Annotated in this window: 19 protein-coding genes; 13 read left to right on the plus strand and 6 right to left on the minus strand. The window is 72.2% G+C overall.

All coding sequences use genetic code 11. The features are described 5' to 3' along the window. Window positions 1-46 precede the first annotated feature (46 nt). Window positions 47-1165, minus strand: coding sequence for a Gfo/Idh/MocA family protein (locus tag ACWGKQ_RS40280; RefSeq protein WP_453297029.1), 1119 nt, complete (start codon window positions 1163-1165; stop codon window positions 47-49). Beyond that, the gene (locus tag ACWGKQ_RS40285) at window positions 1165-1962 is read right to left on the minus strand and encodes a sugar phosphate isomerase/epimerase family protein (protein WP_453297030.1); all 798 of its coding nucleotides are present in this window, start codon (window positions 1960-1962) and stop codon (window positions 1165-1167) included. The genes ACWGKQ_RS40280 and ACWGKQ_RS40285 overlap by 1 nt, the downstream gene beginning before the upstream one ends. A gap of 81 nt (window positions 1963-2043) precedes the next feature. On the opposite strand from ACWGKQ_RS40285, the gene ACWGKQ_RS40290 reads away from it, so the two are divergent. Genes ACWGKQ_RS40290 through ACWGKQ_RS40300 form a run of 3 tightly spaced genes read left to right on the plus strand, consistent with a single transcriptional unit; the run spans window position 2044 to window position 3950 of the window. Continuing rightward, entirely contained in the window at window positions 2044-2673 is a 630-nt protein-coding gene (locus ACWGKQ_RS40290; protein WP_453297031.1) for a TetR/AcrR family transcriptional regulator, read from the plus strand. Window positions 2674-2714: 41 nt separating this feature from the next. Further along, window positions 2715-3380 carry a nitroreductase gene (locus tag ACWGKQ_RS40295; protein ID WP_453297047.1) on the plus strand — a complete coding sequence of 222 codons (666 nt, stop codon included), beginning with the start codon at window positions 2715-2717 and terminating at the stop codon, window positions 3378-3380. Between the two features lie 45 nt (window positions 3381-3425). Continuing rightward, window positions 3426-3950 carry a hypothetical protein gene (locus tag ACWGKQ_RS40300; protein WP_453297032.1) on the plus strand — a complete coding sequence of 175 codons (525 nt, stop codon included), beginning with the start codon at window positions 3426-3428 and terminating at the stop codon, window positions 3948-3950. 43 nt (window positions 3951-3993) lie between these two features. Here the strand turns inward: ACWGKQ_RS40300 and ACWGKQ_RS40305 are convergent, their stop codons facing one another. After that, window positions 3994-4878 (minus strand): amidohydrolase family protein, encoded by an 885-nt coding sequence (locus ACWGKQ_RS40305; RefSeq protein WP_453297033.1) that lies wholly within the window; start codon window positions 4876-4878, stop codon window positions 3994-3996. Between the two features lie 260 nt (window positions 4879-5138). On the opposite strand from ACWGKQ_RS40305, the gene ACWGKQ_RS40310 reads away from it, so the two are divergent. The 3 genes from ACWGKQ_RS40310 to ACWGKQ_RS40320 all read left to right on the plus strand — a co-directional run bounded on the left by ACWGKQ_RS40310 (window position 5139) and on the right by ACWGKQ_RS40320 (window position 8883). Then, a complete protein-coding gene (locus ACWGKQ_RS40310) occupies window positions 5139-6494 on the plus strand; it encodes an RICIN domain-containing protein (protein ID WP_453297048.1) in 1356 nt (451 codons plus the stop codon). Window positions 6495-6614: 120 nt separating this feature from the next. Beyond that, window positions 6615-7082: a MarR family winged helix-turn-helix transcriptional regulator gene (locus tag ACWGKQ_RS40315; protein WP_453297034.1), complete on the plus strand. Its 468-nt coding sequence runs from the start codon at window positions 6615-6617 to the stop codon at window positions 7080-7082. A gap of 79 nt (window positions 7083-7161) precedes the next feature. Further along, window positions 7162-8883, plus strand: coding sequence for an MFS transporter (locus ACWGKQ_RS40320; protein ID WP_453297035.1), 1722 nt, complete (start codon window positions 7162-7164; stop codon window positions 8881-8883). A 37-nt stretch (window positions 8884-8920) separates the two neighbouring features. On the opposite strand, the gene ACWGKQ_RS40325 is transcribed toward ACWGKQ_RS40320, so the two are convergent. From ACWGKQ_RS40325 to ACWGKQ_RS40335, 3 genes are all read right to left on the minus strand, one after another. Next, the gene (locus ACWGKQ_RS40325; RefSeq protein WP_453297036.1) at window positions 8921-10183 is read right to left on the minus strand and encodes an MFS transporter; all 1263 of its coding nucleotides are present in this window, start codon (window positions 10181-10183) and stop codon (window positions 8921-8923) included. 214 nt (window positions 10184-10397) lie between these two features. Further along, complete coding sequence (locus tag ACWGKQ_RS40330; RefSeq protein ID WP_453297037.1) at window positions 10398-10841, minus strand: Fur family transcriptional regulator; 444 nt, start codon at window positions 10839-10841, stop codon at window positions 10398-10400. A 74-nt stretch (window positions 10842-10915) separates the two neighbouring features. Continuing rightward, window positions 10916-11122, minus strand: coding sequence for a DUF2180 family protein (locus tag ACWGKQ_RS40335; protein ID WP_453297038.1), 207 nt, complete (start codon window positions 11120-11122; stop codon window positions 10916-10918). A 187-nt stretch (window positions 11123-11309) separates the two neighbouring features. Here ACWGKQ_RS40335 and ACWGKQ_RS40340 point away from each other — a divergent pair, with 187 nt between their 5' ends. The 7 genes from ACWGKQ_RS40340 (at window position 11310) to ACWGKQ_RS40370 (ending at window position 18169) form a co-directional block, all read left to right on the plus strand. Further along, complete coding sequence (locus tag ACWGKQ_RS40340) at window positions 11310-12029, plus strand: GntR family transcriptional regulator (RefSeq protein ID WP_453297039.1); 720 nt, start codon at window positions 11310-11312, stop codon at window positions 12027-12029. Further along, window positions 12026-13018: an ADP-ribosylglycohydrolase family protein gene (locus ACWGKQ_RS40345; RefSeq protein ID WP_453297040.1), complete on the plus strand. Its 993-nt coding sequence runs from the start codon at window positions 12026-12028 to the stop codon at window positions 13016-13018. The genes ACWGKQ_RS40340 and ACWGKQ_RS40345 overlap by 4 nt, the downstream gene beginning before the upstream one ends. Before the next feature lie 98 nt (window positions 13019-13116). Next, the gene (locus ACWGKQ_RS40350; protein WP_453297041.1) at window positions 13117-14595 is read left to right on the plus strand and encodes a purine-cytosine permease family protein; all 1479 of its coding nucleotides are present in this window, start codon (window positions 13117-13119) and stop codon (window positions 14593-14595) included. After that, complete coding sequence (locus ACWGKQ_RS40355) at window positions 14592-15545, plus strand: PfkB family carbohydrate kinase (RefSeq protein ID WP_453297042.1); 954 nt, start codon at window positions 14592-14594, stop codon at window positions 15543-15545. The genes ACWGKQ_RS40350 and ACWGKQ_RS40355 overlap by 4 nt, the downstream gene beginning before the upstream one ends. Window positions 15546-15695: 150 nt before the next feature. Continuing rightward, a complete protein-coding gene (locus tag ACWGKQ_RS40360) occupies window positions 15696-16616 on the plus strand; it encodes an NADP-dependent oxidoreductase (protein WP_453297043.1) in 921 nt (306 codons plus the stop codon). A 41-nt stretch (window positions 16617-16657) separates the two neighbouring features. Beyond that, window positions 16658-17512 (plus strand): DMT family transporter, encoded by an 855-nt coding sequence (locus tag ACWGKQ_RS40365; RefSeq protein ID WP_453297044.1) that lies wholly within the window; start codon window positions 16658-16660, stop codon window positions 17510-17512. A 99-nt stretch (window positions 17513-17611) separates the two neighbouring features. Beyond that, window positions 17612-18169, plus strand: a complete 558-nt coding sequence (locus ACWGKQ_RS40370) for a universal stress protein (protein ID WP_453297045.1) — start codon at window positions 17612-17614, stop codon at window positions 18167-18169. The last annotated feature ends 53 nt before the right edge of the window (window positions 18170-18222 follow it).

The raw sequence follows: 18222 nt of genomic DNA on the forward strand, positions 1-18222 counted from the left end.
GGGCACCGTGGGGCCGGCTCCGCGGCGGCCCGTCCTGCCATGGGGTTCACAGGGTCGCCCCGTAGGGGTCCCGGTCCTCGGGGACGAGGGGGATGTCGGGGGCGGTACTGGTGACGTGGACGGTCTCGCCGGAGGTGACGGCCTCGTCGATGGACGCCATGATGTCCAGGACGTGGTAGCCGAGGTCTCCGGTGGCGATGTGGGGGCCGTCGGCGCGGATGGCCCGTGCCATGTCCAGGACGCCCAGGCCGCGGCCGGCCTCGATGCCCACCGCGGTGACCGTCTCCCACTCCGGGTCGCGGCCCTGTCGCGGGATGCGGGTGATCCTGACCTGGCCGGCGAAGGTGTTGGGGTCGGGCAGGACCAGCGTGCCCTCGGTGCCGGTGACCTCGACGAATCCGGTGCGGGTGAGCGGGGAGTCGAAACTGAACACGCTCTGGCCGACCCCGCCGCCGGCGAACTGGGCGAGTGCGGAGACGTGGGTGGGGACGGCCACGGCAAAGTCGGTGCCGGCCCGTTCACCGCTGCGTACGGTGCGGACCGTGCGGGCGGTGGAGCCCAGCGCGGCGACCCGGGCGACCGAGCCGAACAGGCAGACCAGGGCGGTGAGGTAGTAGGGGCCCATGTCGAAGAGGGGGCCGGCGCCCTTGGCGAACAGGAACTCGGGGGCGGGGTGCCACAGGTCGGGTCCCGCGTACTGCATGACCGTCTGTGCGGACAGCGGGGTGCCGATGTCGCCGCGGGCGACCGCCCGCAGGGCCGTCTGGAGTCCGGGGCCCAGAATCGTGTCGGGGGCGACGCCGATCCTGAGGCCGGCCGCGGCCGCCTGGTCGAGCAGGGCCCGTGCGTCGGCCCGGTCGGCGGCGATGGGCTTCTCGGACCAGACATGCTTGCCGGCGGCCAGGATCGCCGAGCTGACCTCCGCGTGGACGGCGGGGACGGTCAGGTTGACCACGATCTCGGTGTCCGGGTGGGCGAGGACGTCCGCGGCCGTTCCCCACTCCTCGACGCCGTACTTGCGGGCCTGGCTCTCGGCGCGCGCGGTGTCGAGGTCGCCGACGACGAGTACCCGCAGGTCGGGGAAGCCGGTGAGGTTGGTCAGGTACTGGTCGCTGATGTTGCCGGCGCCGATGACGCCGACGCCGACCGGGTTCCGTGCCGCCATCAGGCGATGCCCTTCCCGTTCAGGTAGGAGACGCCCGCCGCGACGCCCTCGAAGATGTCGCCGTCGTAGTGGTCGAACTCGATGACGGCGTACTCGGCGTGCGGGGCCGCGGCCAGCGACTCGTCCAGCCTTATCTGCCCGCGGCCGGCGGCGACCTGGCCGGTGTCCGCCGGGTCGAAGGGGGCGCCGGAGGTGAACGGGTCGTCGATGACGGGACCGTCCTTCACATGCAGGGCACGCACCCGCGGACCGAGGCGCTCCAGCAGGGAGACGACGTCGTTGCCGCCGGCCGAGGCCCAGAACAGGTCGATCTCCAGGGCGACTTCCGGATTCAGCCGGTCGGCGAAGAAGTCGAAGGCGTTGACGCCGGCGACCGTGTGGACGAACTCCTGCGAATGGTTGTGGTAGCCGACGCGCAGCCCGTGGTCGGCGGCGCGTTCGGCGGCCTCGTTCAGGAGGGCGGCGGTGCGGGCGATCTCCTCCTCGTCGGCCCACCGGGACGCGGGGACGAACGGGTCGAAGAGGATCTCCACGCCCAGTCGCCGGGCGGCCCGGAACGTGTCGTCCAGGGAGGCCGCGGCCGCGCCGTCGGGTGACAGGAAGCCGGCGTGGCCGGTGCGCGCGGACAGGCCGTGCCGGGCGAGCGCGTCGGCGAGTTCGTCGGCGCGGTGCACGAAGGCGAAGGCCTCGACGTTGTTCAGGCCGAGAGCGGCCAGGCGGCCGAGGGTCGCGTCCTGGTCGGCCTCCAGGGCGTGGCGTACGGAGTAGAGCTGAACCGACAACTGTGGTGTCGACATGGGACTCCTCTCGGGGCGGACGGCCGGGAAACAGAATACCGACAGGGGTGATGGTTTCTATAGGTCGTTAGCATTTCGTTCATGGCACGGGACACTGCTCGGCAGGCGACGGCCCCGCGGAACTACCCCAAGGGGGAACGGCGGCGCGCCCAGATCATCGAGGCCGCGTTCACCGCGTTCGGGCAGGTGGGGTACCGCAACGCGAGCATGGTGCAGCTCGCCGCCGCCTGCGGTGTCTCACGCGCGGGCCTGCTGCATCACTTCCCGACCAAGGAGTCGCTGCTGGAGGCGGTCCTCGAAGAACGCGAGCGCCAGGACGACGAGCACTTCTTCCAGTCCGGTGCGGTCACCCAGGACGGCCTGGAGTACTTCGCCAGCATGATCCGGCTCGTCGCGCACAACCAGGCCAACCCGCTGATCGTGAGCCTGTTCGCGGTGCTGTCGAGCGAGGCCACCGCGGCCGACCACCCGGCGCGCCCGTACTTCGTCACCCGCTACGAACGCGCCCGCGGGCAGATGCAGTCGGCCGTCGACGACCTGGCACGTCGCGGGCTGCTGCGTCCGCACGTGGAGGCGTCGGGGCTGGCGGCGGATCTGATCGCGTTCATCGACGGGCTGCAGATCCAGTGGCTGCTGAGCCCGGACGCCATCGACATGCCGGGGCACCTGCGCACACTGCTGCGCGGCCTCATCAGCGTTGAACTTTCTTGAGTCCGCCGCCCGTCGGGGCTGTGGTGAGGGGACGAGTGAGTGTGGACGTCTACGAGGCCGTGGACAGCCGGCGGGCGGTGCGCGCGTTCAGCGACGAGCCGGTACCCCGGGACGTACTCGAACGGGTGCTGGCCGCGGCACGGCGGGCGCCGTCGAGCGGGAACCTCCAGCCCTGGCAGGTGTACGTCGTCACCGGCGAGCCGTTGGCCGAACTGAAGCGGGAGGCGACAGCCAGGGCCCGGGCCGGAGACCCGGGCGACGAGCGGGAGTACCCGATGTACCCGGCCGAGCTGGCGTCGCCGTATCTCGACCGGTTCGCCGAGGCCGCCACCCAGCGGTACGCGGCGCTGGGCATCGAGCGCCGGGACCCGGAACGGCCCGTGAAGATCGCCGCGTTGAACACGGAGGCGTTCGGGGCGCCGGTCGTGCTGTTCTGCTACCTGGACCGGGCCATGGGTCCCGGGCAGTGGGCGGACGCCGGGATGTACCTCCAGACGGTCATGCTGCTGCTGAGGGCGGAAGGGCTGCACAGCTGCCCCCAGGTGATGTGGACGATGTACCGCGGGTCCGTCAGCCGGCTGGTCGGGGCCGACGACCACCTGGTGCTGCTGTGCGGTCTCGCGGTGGGCTTTGAGAGGGAGGGTGTGCCACGGGTCCGCACCGGCCGGGCCGAAGTGACCGAGACGGTGCGGTTCATCGGGGGGTGAGCGGGCCTGCGAGCCCGGGTGAGGCGGTGTGCTTGAATTCCGCGCATGGACGGCTCCGCCCGCATGTGGATCAGCGAGATCCCCTCACTCGACCCGGACGCCCGGGAGGTGATCCTCGACCTCGACCACACGTTGGACGATCCGGCCGAGCGGATGGCCTGCCTGCTGCTGAACCGGGGGCACGAAGGCGAGGCGGGAGTGTTCTACCTGCTGCCGGAGGATCTCTCGGCCCGGTACGAGCGGACCGGGAACCGGCTCTCCGTGTCCCTGCTGGCCCGCCGGGACGTGCTCGCCCAGGACCTGGCCTCCCGTCCGGCCGCGTTGCGCGCTCATCTCGACCGGCTCCCCCGCGATCCCCTGCACGACGGCCGTGTCGTCCTGGTGCGCCGGGAGACCGTCACCGACTTCGTGCCCGCGGAGCGGGACGGTTTCCAGCAGCCCGTCGTGCTGATCGACCACAACGTCGACCACGGCGACGAGCCGGTCGCCCTTACTGAACTGGTGAGTCTGTTCGAGAGGGAGGAGGCGGGCATCGTGGTCGTCGCCGCGCCCGAGGAGCCGTCGGCCTGACCGTGCCGGCCCGGCGTTCCGCCACGCTGCGGGCGGGTGCCGGTCACAGCCGGAACAGGCGTGCCGCGTTGTCGTGACACACCGCCCGCAGCCACTCCTCGCCGAGATCCAGCCGCTCCAGGGCGTGGAGCTGGTGCATGTAGGGGTACGGGATGTTGGGGAAGTCGGAGCCGAACAGGACACGGTCGCCCAGCGCGGCGACCCGGGACAGGGCCGGGGGCGGGAACGGCATGAACCGCTCGGTGAAGTCGGTGAACGCCATCGTGGTGTCCAGCCGCACCTCCGCGTACCGCTCGGCGAGGCCGAGGAACTCCTCGTACTCGGGCATCCCCATGTGCGCGACGATCAGCCGCAGCCTCGGATGCCGTGCCAGTACCCGCGCGACCGGACCGGGGCCGGTGTGCTTGCCGGGGGCGGGACCGGAGCCGCAGTGGATCACCACGGGGATCCCGGCGTCGGCCAGCAGGCCCCAGGCCCGGTCGAGGAGTTCGTCGCCGGGGTCGTATCCGCCCACCTGCACGTGTGCCTTGAACACCCGGGCGCCCGCCTCGACGGCCGCCCGGACGTATGTCTCGACGCCGGGCTCGGGGAAGAGGGTCGCGGTGTGCAGGCAGTCGGGGGTACGGCCGGCGAAGTCGGCGGCCCATGCGTTCAGCCAGGTCGCCATGCCGGGTTTGTGCGGGTAGAGCATCGAGGTGAAGGACCGGACGCCGAACTCCCGGAGGAGAGCGGTGCGTTCCGCCTCCTCTCGCCGGTAGGTGATGGGCCACTCGAGGTCGCCGATCAGCGGTCCGTTCGTGTCGAAGTAGTTCCAGACCTTGTGCAGGACGCGTTCGGGCATGAAGTGGGTGTGGACGTCGATCAGTCCGGGCAGACCGAGGCGTTCCCGGAAACGGCGGATCTCGTCGGTCTCCTCGTGATCGTTCATAGCTCCCACGATCGGTGCCGGTGAGCGACGCGTCCAGTCCCTGTCGGCCGCGATGCCCGGTGCGGCCCTCAGGACAGGTCCGTGATGCGGCCGAGGATCTCCGGCAGGCAGGAGACGGAGATCCATGACGGCAAGTCAAATCCTGTTGTGTGACGAGGAATTCAGGTGGGACGACTGGCGCGGCGCACCTACCGGCGGGTAAGTCATGGCTCTGTCACCATCGGCAACTCGTGCCACAGCGAAGGGATTTCCCCGTGCGTCTGCGCCCCTTGCGCGTCCTGTGCTGTTCCGCCGCCCTCGCCCTCTCGGCGCCCGTGTTCCTCCAGGGCACCGCCTCGGCCGCGGTCCCCGCCTCCTCGGTCTACCTCCAGAACTACGTCACCGGCCTCAACGCCGCCGACAGCGGCGGCACCGTCGCCGCGCACAACCCCAAGGGCAACGAAGACCACCAGCAGTGGACCGCCGTCGCGGTCAGCGGTGGCTACCAGCTCCAGAACGCCGACGAGTCCGGCACCTGCCTGGGACGCAGCGGCACCGCCGCGGTCACCGCCGCCTGCGGCGCGGACGGCACCACCTGGACGATCAGCGCCGGCGCCGGCAGCACCTACTCGGTCACCGTTCCCGGCACCTCCCAGTACCTCACCGGCTCCTCCTCGGACTCCGGTGCCGTACAGATCGGCTCCTCCGGCGACCTCGCCCGCTGGTACCTCACCCCGGTCTCCTACGCCACCACGGCGATGCCCTCCGCCGACACCCGCACCCTCGACCAGGTCACCTTCCTGACCGCCCACAACGCCTTCGCCAACAGCTCCGACGGCAACTTCGCGTCCTTCCCGGTCAGCCTCTTCCCCAACCAGAACTACGGCATCAGCAGGCAACTGTCCGACGGGGTGCGCGGCTTCATGCTGGACGACTACACGGTCTCCGGCCAGGCCGTGCTCTGCCACAACAGCTGCGACGGCGTCAGCAGCCCGGTGCCGCTCGCCACCGACCTCCAGCGCATCGTCGACTTCCTCAAGGCCAACCCCGGCCAGTTCGCCACCGTCTTCCTGGAGGACTACGCCTCCTCCGACGTGCTCAAGTCCTCCCTCGCCTCCGTCAACGGCCTGTCCGACGTGCTGTACCGGCCCGACCAGGACGGTGTGGCCGCCAAGGGCTGGCCCACCATGGCCGATCTCGCGGCCCGCGGCAAGCAGTTGCTGATCTTCAGCGACCGGACCCGGGCGAGCGACACCGCCAACGGCTGGACCACCCGGGACACCTTCGGGGTGATGTACCAGCGTGAGTGGACCGTGGAGAACTACTGGTCGATGGGCGGCGGCCTCGGGGACTCCGACTGGTCCTGCTACAGCCGTTGGGGCACCGACAGACCGCTCACCACGGACTCGTCCGCCTTCCACCCGCTGTTCGTGATGAACCAGTTCCGGGACTATCCCATCGCCGGCACCGCCGCCACCGACAACGGCAAGGTCCTCAACCGGGCGCAGAACTTCTGCACTCCGGCCGCCCGGAAGAAGCCCAACTACATAGCCGTGGACCGGTACGACACCGGGTCGCCCACCCCGCTGGCCCAGGTGGGCACCCTGAACACGTACATCCTCACGCCGGGCCAGTGAGCACCCGCCGGCCGGGGCGGCGGATGGGCTGCCGCCCCGGCCGGTGCGGGACAGTGAACCAACCAACCCCCGGACACCGGGCTCTTTGTTTCACAGTACAGCTATATGCATAATGTCATTATGGATGAGCGGGTCGTCGGCAGGTCAGGTGTGGAGGGCGCCACGGGGGCGCCCGAGCAGTTGATGATCGCGGTAGAGCAGTTGGTGCGGCATGTGCGGCAGAGCGCCACCGCCGGCGGTCTGAGCACCGCCGCCTCCGCGACGCTGGCCCGGCTGGGCCGGGAGGGGCCGCTGCGGCTGACCGAACTGGCCCGTGCCGAGGGCGTCTCGCAGCCGGGGATGACCCAGCTCGTCGGCCGGCTGGAGCGCGCGGGGCTGGTGGCGCGCAGCGCGGACAGCACCGACGGCCGGGGGGTCCGCGTGGAGATCACCCCGACCGGCCTCGACGTCTTCCGGCAGCGGCGCGCCGAACGCGCCCATGCCCTGCACGAACTGATCGAGGAGCTGACCGAGCCCGAACAGCGGGCCGTACGGCTCGCCCTCCCCGCCCTGGCCCGCGCGATCGAGGACCGCCGGGCCCGCGACTGAACCCTCTGAACCCCTGGCCCCCTGGCCCGCTGGCCCCCTGGAGAAACCACCCCGTCCGCACCCGGAAAGAGGACCGTCGATGAGTGCTCCGCACCCGAGGGCCGCGAGCCCTTTCAGGCAGCCGAAGGCCGTGTGGGCCGTGGCGTTCGCCTGTGTTATCTCGTTCATGGGCATCGGTCTCGTGGACCCGATCCTGCCCGCGCTGGCCAAGAGCCTGCACGCCTCGCCCAGTCAGGTCTCGCTCCTGTTCAGCAGCTATCTGATCGTGACCGCGGTCGCCATGCTGATCGTCGGCTGGGTGTCCAGCCGGATCGGCGCCAAGCGCACCCTCGTCACGGGGCTCGCGATCATCGTCGTGTTCGCCGCTCTCGCCGGCGCCTCCGGCTCGATCAACGGCATCGTCGGCTTCCGCGCCGGGTGGGGACTGGGCAACGCCCTGTTCATCGCCACCTCGCTGGCCGTCATCGTCGCCTCGGCGAGCGGCGGTTTCGCCGGCGCGATCATCCTGTACGAGACCGCCCTCGGCCTCGGCATAGCCGTCGGCCCGCTGCTGGGCGGCGAGTTGGGCGCCGTCAGCTGGCGGGGGCCGTTCTTCGGTGTCGCCGTCCTGATGGCGATCGCGCTCGTCGCGACGCTGGCCTTCGTCCCCGCGCTGCCCAAGCCGGAGCGCCGTACCTCGCCGCTGGCGCCGATCGCGGCGCTGCGCCACCGCGGACTGCTGACCATGGGCATCATGGCCCTCCTGTACAACTGGGGCTTCTTCACGATGCTCGGCTACGCGCCCTACCCGATGGAGCTGAACGCCCATCAACTGGGTCTGGTCTTCACCGGCTGGGGTCTGCTCGTGGCCGCGTTCAGCGTCCTCTTCGCGCCGCGTCTGCAGGCCCGCTTCGGCACCGCGCCCGTGCTCTACGCCAACCTCGTCGGCCTCGGCGCGGTGATGGCCGTCATCGCCGCGGGGGTCGGTACGCCCTCGGTCGTGATCGTCGCCGTCATCGTGAGCGGCATCTTCATCGGCGTCAACAACACATTGACCACGCAGGCGGTGATGGTGGTCTCGCCGGTCGAGCGTCCCGTGGCCTCCTCCGCCTACGGCTTCCTGCGGTTCATCGGCGGCGGCCTGGCCCCGTACGTCGCCGGGAAGCTGGCCGACGCGACCGACCTGAGCGTGCCGTTCTACCTGGGCGCCGGTACCTTCCTGCTGGCGATCCCGGTGCTGGCGAGCGGGCACCGGCTGCTGCGGGACGCGGAGGCCCGGCTGGCCGACGGCGAGCCGGTCGTCCCGACACTCACCCCAGTCGGGCGGCGGGTCGCGGCCGGGTCGGGTCCGCTCGGGGTGGCCGTCGGCGCCCACGAGCGGGCCGCCGCCGTCGTGGACACCGCCGCCCGGCTCGCGCGGGACACCGGCAGCCCGTTGGAGGTGGTCCACGTCCAGCGGACCGCCGTCGTGGAGGAGTCGGCGGCGGACACCGAGAGCGGCGCCGAGGCCCGCGCCGCCGTCGTCGCCCATCTCGACCGGCTCGCCGCCCAGGGGTTCGCCGCCACCGGTCAGATCCTGGACAGCGTCGGCGACCATGCCGCCGCCGGCCGGGTACTGGCCCGGCACGCCGCCGAGGTCCACGCCCGTGCCGTCGCCGTCGGACGCTCCCCGCGCGGACCGCTCGCCCAGTTCGCCGACGGCAGCCTCACCACCGCACTCGCCCACGCCGCGACCTGCACGGTCGTCCTGGTCGACCCGGCCGACGCCCCGCTGCGGCTGACCGCGTCGACGCTTGTCGAACTGCGGGAGCGGCCGGCCTGATCCGGGGGCTGGAACATGGTGAACGGCGGGCGGCGGTTCAGCCTCGGTTCTGCTCGGTCGGACCCGGTGCGGCCGTGGCGGCCTGCCCCGGCTCCGGCTCCGCGGCGATCTGCCCCGGCTCTGCGATGTCCTGTCCGGTGACCACCTTCGAGGAGCGGTTGCCGCGGTCCAGGAGGCCGCCGGTGACGGCCAGTCCCAGACCGGCCGCCGCGAGGACCGCGCCGACCAGGTTGGGCGCGGCCCAGCCCCAGCCCGCCGAGATGACCAGGCCGCCGAGCCAGGCGCCGGCCGCGTTGGCCATGTTGAAGGCGGAGTGGTTGGAGGCCGCCGCCATCGTCGGGGCGTCCTTCGCGTTGATCATCAGGAGCATCTGGACGGGCGTGGTGATGAGCGCGCCCATCGCACCGATGAAGGTGACCGTCACCAGGGCCGGCACCGTGCTGTGGACGGTGAAGTAGAACGTCACCAGTGCGGCCCCCAGCAGGACGATCCCGGCGTACAGGGTCGGCCGCAGGGCACGGTCGGTGAGGGGGCCGGCGAGCAGGGTACCGAGGGTCATGCCGACGCCGTAGAGGGCGAGGACCCAGGTGGTCGAGGCGTCGGAGATGCCCGTCAGGTGCGTGAGCATGGGGACGAGGTAGCTGTAGACGGCGAAGAAGCCCCCGAACCCGACGACGGCGGTGGCCAGGCCGATGAAGACCTGCCGGTTGCCCATCGCCCGGAGTTCCCGCCGGATGCCCGCCTGCGGACCGCGCGGCTGGTCGGGCACGAGGAGGGCGAGGGCGAGGAGCGCCACGAGGCCGATGACGGCGACCGCGCAGTAGGCGTACCGCCAGCCCAGGTGCTGGCCGAGGGCGGTGCCGGCGGGGACGCCGACGATGTTCGCGATGGTGAGGCCGAGGAAGATGCGGGAGACGGCGCGTGCCGCGCGGTCGGGGGCCACCAGCCGGGAGGCGACGACGGCGCCCACGCCGAACAGGGCGCCGTGCGGCAGTCCGGCCAGGAAGCGGGCGGCGAACAGCAGGCCGAAGTTCGGGGCGAGCGCGGACGCCGTGTTGCCCACCACGAACAGCCCGGTCAGCAGGAGCAGCAGCCGCTTGTGGGGAACGCGCGCGCCGATGCCGGTCAGCAGGGGGGCGCCGACGACGACGCCGAGGGCGTAGGCCGAGACGAGGTTGCCCGCATGCGGCACCGACACCCCGACGCCGTCGGCGATCTGGGGCAGCAGGCCCATGGTGGCGAACTCGGTGGTGCCGATGCCGAACGTGACGACGGCAAGGGCCAGCAGAGCCAGAGGCATGGTGAGCGGGAAGACCTTTCGGGGACGACGGGTCCGGGGAAGGGGGAAGCGGGACGGCGCCGAAGGATGTCCCCACCCTCCGTGGCCGGCCGCACCGAGCACCCTTGCCCAGTCCAGCCCCGAGAACGTTGCAGCGGGATGCGGCGAGCGCGCATTCCTGGATCGGCCCACGCGGCGGGGTGAGCTGCGTCACGTGGGGCGGGGTCGGTGGGGGCTACTGCTGTGCGGTGGCCTGACGGCATGCCGCGCACAGTCCCCACCAGGTGATCTCGGCCTCGTCGACGGCGAAGCCCCGGTCGTCGTCGGGGGTGAGGCACGGTGCGGCGCCGATGGTGCAGTCGACGTCCTCGATCAGACCGCACCGGCGGCAGACGAGATGGTGGTGGTTGTCGCCGACGCGCAGTTCGTACCGGGCGGGCGAGCCGGCGGGCTCGATGCAGCGGACGAGCTGTGCCTTCGTCAGGTCCTCCAGCACGTTGTACAGGCCTTGCCGGGAGAGGCCGCCGGCCTTGGCCCGGTCCGTGCCGATGCGCGTCTCGAGGTCGGCCGCCGTGGAGTGCGGATGACCCTGCAGCGCGGCCAGCACGGCCCTGCGCTGGGCCGTGCTGCGCAGTCCTTTGCGCTTGAGCAGGTCACCCGCAAGCTGCTCCGTGGTCATTTCGTTCTCCTACGGCATACCGACCGTTCCGCCCCCGTGAGGGCACGATACAACCAGAGTTGACTCAGTCAGTTCTAAGCGGCCTCCGCCGTACGGCAGGTGCCGCAGACCAGGCGCCGGGACGGGAGGGGGCTCGTCATGGGGATCACCCCGACGGGTCGCTGGACGGTGGCCTGTACGACCCGTGAGTGGTCGGCGCAGGTGAAGAGGCCGCAGCGGGTGCAGGCGCCGATCCCGTTGCTGTCGTGGCGCCCGGCCTGGGCGCAGTCGTAGCAGTGCATTTCGATTCCCGATGAGAGGGCCCACTCGCCTGTGCGGTGGGGTGCGTGATGTCCGGTGGCCGTGCGCCGACCGGCTCTCGCCACCTCGGCACACATCGAACATAACCCGCTAGTTTTGACAGAGTCAACTTTAGAGACCCGGTCGGAAACTCTGGACCGCCGGGACTTGTTCACCTACTGTCTAGACATGCCTGGACAGGTTCACAAACACCATCGCATCGCCCGTGTTCTCGCCGAGGAGATCCGAGCAGGGGTCCACGCCGACGGCAGCCGGCTCCCCGGGGAGCACGCGCTCAGGGAGCGGTTCGGCGTCAGCCGCACCACCCTTCGGCAGGCCCTTCAGGTGCTCGGCGAGGAGGGCCTCATCTCCACCCACGCGGGCATCGGCTCGTTCGTCACCTTCGACGGGGCGCCGCTCGACCACCGCCTGGGCTGGACCCGGGCGCTGGCCGCGCAGGGCACCGAGCTGACGGCGGAGGTCCTCCGCTTCGAGGAGATCACCGATCCGGAGCTGGCCGGCCGGCTCGCGCTCGCGTCCGACGCGTTCATCGCCCTGGACCGGGTCCGGCGACTGCCCGACGGACGGGGCGTGTCGCTGGAGCGCAGCCGGGTGCCGGTCACCGAGGGCCTGGCCGGGCTGCCGGAGCGCGGCCTCGACGGCGGTTCGCTGAGCCGGACGCTGATCGCGGCCGGCCGGGTCACCGACTCCGGCGAGGGTGTCGTCTCGGTACGCGGACTGGCGGAGGCCGAGGCCGCCGTACTGCACCGCTCCCCCGGCGAGTTCTTCCTCCGCCTCGACCAGGTGTACCGGGCCGCCGACGGCTCGGTGGTCGAGCAGGTCGGCAGTCTGCTCGACCCCGCCCGCTTCGAACTGCACGTCCGCTCGGGCAACGGAGGCCGCTCGTGACCGACCGACTCGACCGCGCCCTGGGCGCCTTCTACGGACTCGCCCTGGGTGACGCCCTCGGGATGCCCACCCAGGTGATGTCCCGGCCGGACGTCGTACGGGTGTACGGCGCCGTCACCGGCTTCGAGGCCGCCCGTCCCGACAACCCGGTCAGCGCGGGCATGCCCGCCGGGTCCGTCACCGACGACACCGACCAGGCCGTCATCGTCGGCCGGCTCCTCGTCGAGGGGCACGGCCGGATCGATCCGCTGCGGCTGGCCCATGAACTGCTCGACTGGGAGAAGGAGATGAAGGCCAAGGGGTCCTTCGACCTCCTCGGTCCGTCCACCAAGGCCGCGCTGGACGCGGTGGCCCGTGGTGTCCCGCCGCGCGAGGCGGGCCGCAACGGTACGACGAACGGCGCCGCGATGCGCGTCACCCCGGTGGGGATCGCCTTCGCCGCCGACCCGCTCGACCCGTTCGTCGACCGGGTCGTGGAGTCGTGCCAGGTCACCCATGACACGACCATCGGCATCGCCGGTGCGGCCGCCGTGGCCGCGGCCGTCAGCACGGGAGTCGGCGGCGGCTCGCTCGACGACGCCGTCACCGCCGCCGTGTCCGCCGCCCGCGCCGGTGCGCGGCGCGGGCACTGGATCGCCGGGGCGGACATCGCCGCCCGGATCGAGTGGGCCCGGGAGCTGGTGCGAGGCCTTCCCGAGGCCGAGGCCCTGGACCGGGTCGTGGCGCTCGTCGGCACCAGCGTGGCGAGCCAGGAGTCGGTGCCGGCCGCGTTCGCGGTGCTCGCCCTTGCCGACGGCGACCCGTGGCGGACCGCGCTGCTCGCCGCCAACCTCGGCGGGGACAGCGACACCATCGGGGCGATCGCCGGCGCCGTCGCCGGCTCGGTCGCCGGACTCTCCGCGCTGCCCGCCGATGCCGTCCGCACGCTGCGCACCGTCAACTCCCTGGAGCTGGAACCCCTGACGGCCCACCTGCTCACCTACCGCTGAACCGTCCCATCCTTCCTCGTCACCCTCGTCACCCTCGTCGGCCCACCGACGTTCCGCCCCGCCACCCGCCCTTCCGCACCCTGCAAGGAGGTTCCGCCATGGCCGTTTCGAAGACGAACGATCGCGTCGGTACCGTCGAGACCCGAGGGATCGAACCGGTCCCCGACAGTGAACGGCGCGGTCATGCCGGCCAGATGTTCTGGACCTGGTTCGCCGCCAACATCAGCATCCTCGGGCTGCCGCTCGGTGCCACCCTGGTGGCGTTCCGCGGCCTCGACATCTGGCAGGCGGTCCTCGTGGCCGTCCTCGGATCCTTCGGCTCCTTCGCTCTCGTCGGCGCCCTGAGCCTGGCGGGCAAGAAGGGCGGCGCGCCGGCTCTCACCCTGTCCCGTGCGGTCTTCGGACAACGGGGCAACGCGGGGCCGACCCTGATCACCTGGCTGAGCCGGGTCGGCTGGGAGACCATCTCCACGACCACCGCGGCCTACGCGCTGCTGGCGCTGCTCGACACGGCGTTCGGGGTCCGGCAGAACACCGTGCTCACCCTGGTCTGCCTGCTGGTCTTCATCGCCTGCACGCTGCTCATCAGCGGGCTCGGGCACGCCACCATCATGTGGATCAACAAGTGGGCCACGGTGGTCTTCGGCGTCCTGAACCTGGTCGTCATGGGCTTCCTGATCTCGACCGTCGACTGGTCCAAGGTGCTCGACGCCCCGGCGGGGCCGGTCAGCGCGGTGGTCGCCGGGGTGGGCTTCATCGCCTCCGGCACGGGCATCGGCTGGGCCAACGCCGGTGCGGACTACGCCCGTTACCTGCCGCGCGCGATCCCGGGCCGCCGGCTGGTGGTGGCCTCGGCGTTCGGCGCGGGCATCCCGCTGGTGCTGCTGATCTCGCTCGGCTCGCTGCTCTCCGCGGGCGACCGGACGCTGGCCACCGCCTCCGACCCGGTCGCGGCGGTCAACGCGATGCTGCCGTCGTGGATGGCGATCCCGTACCTCGTCGCCGCGTTCGGCGGACTGCTGATGTCGAACCACCTCTCCACCTACTCCGCGGGTCTCACCATGATCACCCTCGGGCTGCGGGTCCCGCGCGCGTACGCCGTCGCCCTCGACGTCGTGCTGATGTTCGCGGGCGGCATCTACTTCATGCTGGTCGCCGACGATTTCTACGGGCCGTTCTCGACCTTCCTGACGCTGCTGGCCGTGCCCATCTCGGCCTGGATCGGGGTGATCGCGGTGGACTCGCTGCGCGGCCGCACCTACGACCCGCGGGCCCTGATGGACACCACGCGTTCCAGCGCCTACTGGTACTCGGGCGGCTTCCGGCTGCCCGCGGTGCTCGGCTGGGCGCTCGCCATCGTCGCCGGTCTGCTCTTCACCAAGGCGTCGACCAGCGCGGACGACGTCTGGTTCGCCGGACCGCTCTCGGACACCTGGTTCGGCGTCAACGGCCTCGGCTGGGCCGTCTCGATGGCCGTGGCCGCCGCGGTGTACGCGCTGTGCGGCCGGAGTGTCCCGCCCGCCCCGGACGACAGCGGCGAACCCGTCGGCGCCCGCCTCCAGGGAGCCGAGCGATGAGCCGGCGGATCGTGCTCGCCGGGAACGTGATCGCCGACGTGGTGATCGAGATCCCCGCGCTGCCCGAACGCGGCGGCGACGTCGTCGGCACCCGCACCGAGACGACCGCCGGCGGCGGTTTCAACACGCTGGTGGCGGCCCGCCGGCTGGGCGCGGAGGCCGTCTACGCCGGTCTGCACGGCACCGGGCCGCACGGCGATCTGGTCCGCGCGGCACTGGCCGCCGAGGACGTCGGGACGATGCTGCCGGCCCGCGCGGAGGGCGACACCGGCTTCACGGTGGCCCTGGTCGACTCCGGCGGCGAACGCACCTTCGTGACCAGCTTCGGAGCCGAGGCCACGCTGGCGGCGGCCGATGTGGCCGCGGTCCGGGCCCAGTTGCGTCCCGACGACCTCGTCCAGCTCTCCGGCTACGGGCTGGCGCTGCCGGGCAACGGCCCGCTGCTGTCCGGCCTCGCCGCCGGACTGCCCGCCGGCAGCACCCTCTGCCTCGATCCGGGCCCGCTGGTCGCCGACATCCCCGAGCGCGTCCTCGCCCCCGTCCTGGCCCGCACCGACTGGTTGAGCGCCAACGCCCGCGAGGCCCGCCTCATGACCGGCTACGAGGATCCCCGCAGCGCGGCGGCGGTGCTCGGGCAGCGGCTGGCCCCCGGGGCGGGTGTGCTCGTACGGGCCGACAAGGACGGCTGCTGGCTGGCCACCGCCGGTCGACCGCCCGTGCACGTCCCGGGTTTCCCGGTCACCGCCGTGGACAGCAACGGCGCGGGCGACGCGCACGTCGGTGCGTTCCTCGCCTTGCTCGGCGAGGCACTGGACCCGCTGACGGCCGCGCGGGGCGCCAACGCGGCGGCGGCCTGTGCGGTGACCCGGCGCGGTCCGGCCACGGCGCCCGACCGGGCGGAACTGGCCGCGTTCCTGGCCGGCGACCCCCTCGCCGAGCGGCTCTCCTGAGGCGGTCGTGCCTCGATGGCCGTCGATCCCGCAGAGGGGAAGAGAGTTGCGCCGCCCGGTCGTTGAACGCCTAGCCACGGTCGGTGTGTTACCGGCTCGAAGGCTCGTCGGCGAAGGCTTGTCCCAGCGAGGAAGAGCGGTGATCACGCGATGAAGGCGGTGCGGTTCCACGCGTACGGCGAGATCGACGTGCTGCGGGTGGAGGAGGTCGAGCGGCCGGTGCCCGGGCCCGGGCAGGTGCTGGTCGAGGTTCGCGCGGCCGGGATCCAGCCCGGCGAGGTGATGATACGCAGAGGTGCCCGGCACGGCCGCTGGCCCGCGACGTTCCCCTCCGGGCAGGGCAGCGATCTGGCCGGCGTCGTGGTGGCAGCCGGACCCGAGGTGCGCGGCTTCGCGGTGGGCGACGAGGTGCTCGGGTTCACCCATGGCAGGGCGAGCCACGCGGAGTACGTGGTGGCCGAGGATGTGAACCTGGTGTTCCGTCCGGACGGACTGCCCTGGGAGGTGGCCGGATCGCTGTACGTGGCCGGGACCACGGCGTACGCGACCGTGTTCGCGGTGGACCCCCGGCCGGACGAGACCGTCGTGGTGTCCGGCGCGGCCGGCGGCGTGGGGTCACTGGCCGTGCAGCTCGCACGGCGGCGCGGTGCCACTGTCATCGGGCTGGCGAGCGAGCCGAACCACGCGTGGCTGGCGGCCCACGGCGTCGTCCCGGTCGCCTACGGGGAGGGCGCGGCCGAACGGATCCGGAAGGCCGCCGGGGGCGCGGGGATCGACGCGTTCATCGACACCTTCGGCGACGGTTATGTGGACCTGGGCGTGGACCTGGGCGTACGGCCCGACCGGATCAACACCATCCGCGACTGGCAGGCCGCGGCCAGGGTCGGCGCCCGGACCTACGGCGAGGGCTCGGCCGCGAGCGCGGTCGTGGTCGGTGAACTCGCGCGGCTCGCCGCCCGGAGCGAGCTGGACGTGCCGATCGCCCGCGTCTACCCGCTGGAACAGGTGCGGGACGCGTTCCGTGAGCTGGAACAGGGGCATGCCCACGGCAAGATCGTGCTCCGGCCGTAGTCCCGGCTGAGCGGTCGGAGCGCAGAGGGCATGCTGGAACCATGGTGCTCGCCGTGCTCTTCGCCGTCCTGGGCGCCGTCAGCAATGCGGCGGGCACGGCCTTCCAGCGCAAGGCCGCGTCCACGGTGCCCGGCCGCAGCGGACTGCGCCTGCTGCTGACCCTGGTACGGCGGCCCGCCTGGGCCATCGGTATCGCCGGGGTGACGGGAGCCGCGGTCTTCCAGGCGCTCGCCCTGGTCAACGGGCCGATGGCGCTCGTCCAGCCCCTGTTCATGCTGGAACTGCCGTTCGCGCTGCTGATCGCCGTACCGCTGATGCATCGCCGGCCGAGCCCGGAGGGCTGGCGGACGATCGGGGTGGTGGTGGCCGGGCTGGCCCTGCTGCTCGCCTCGGCGGCCCCGTCCGGCGGCCGGCAGCAGGCGTCCATGCAGCGCTGGATCCCGGTTCTCGCCCTCACCCTGGGCGCCATCGCCGTCGCCGTGCTGCTCGTACGGTCGTCCTCGTCGCCGCTGTTCCGTGCGGCGGCCCTGGCCGCGGGAGCGGCGGTCGGCAACGCGCTGACCGCCGCCCTCATGAAGTCGGCCACCGGCCGCCTCGCCGACGGGGGCCTGACCGCGTTCCTCACCACCTGGCAGACCTACGGTTTCGCGGTCACCGGGATCGCGGCACTGCTGCTCCTGGAGAACGCGTTGCAGGCCGGCCCGCTCGTCGCCTCCCAGCCCGCGCTGACGATCGGCGACGCGGCGGTGAGTCTGCTGCTGGGCGTCGCCCTGTTCGACGAGTCGGTCCGCACCGGGTGGTGGCTGCTGCCCGAGGTGGCCGGTGCCGGTCTGATCCTGTGGGGCGTGACCCGGCTGACCCGCGTGGTCCCGCACCTCGTCGACGTCATGCGGTGAGGAGGCCGCGGGCCCGGCCGCCCGGTCGATACCGTCCGGGTCGCGGCAGTTCAGTGGCCGTTACACGGGCCGCCGTCCGACCCGACGACGACCGGTGCGATGATCATAGGGTGGGGCTGGAAGAACTCGTTCGGCGCCGGACGCGCCGACCCGTCACGCCGTGATCCGGCGTCCCTGACCACCGAGTACGCCTTCCAGGCCCCCGGAAGGGGAAACACCGTGTCCGTGTTCCAGCGCATCCTCGTCGCCGTCGATCCCGGCCCCGCCCGCGGCTCCGCAGTGCGGCTGGCCGGCGAGCTGGCGCAGCTGACGAACGCCGAGGTCCGCGTCGTACACGTCATCGCCACCGCCGCCTCCATCGCCGCGGTCGTGCCCCTGGAGGAGGACGCCGAGGCCAAGGCCGTCCTCGACGAGGCGCTGACGGTGCTGCGCGACCAGGGCGTCAAGGCCGAGGGGACCCTCGTCAGGGGGCTGACCACTCAGGTCGCGTCCGCCATCGCCGAGACCGCCGAGGAGTTCGGGGCCGACCTCATCGTCCTGAGCCCTCACCACCGCAGCTCCGTCGAGGCACTGTTCGACCCGCGGGTCAGCGACGCCGTCGCGCACCGCACCAACACGGCGATCCTGCTGGCCCCGGAGGTCCCGAACGAGGCCTGACCGGACACCGGCCCGCACCGGCCGACGCCCCGGGGCCCGCCGCGGATTCGTCG

The sequence above is a fragment of the Streptomyces sp. NPDC054770 genome (assembly GCF_053611985.1).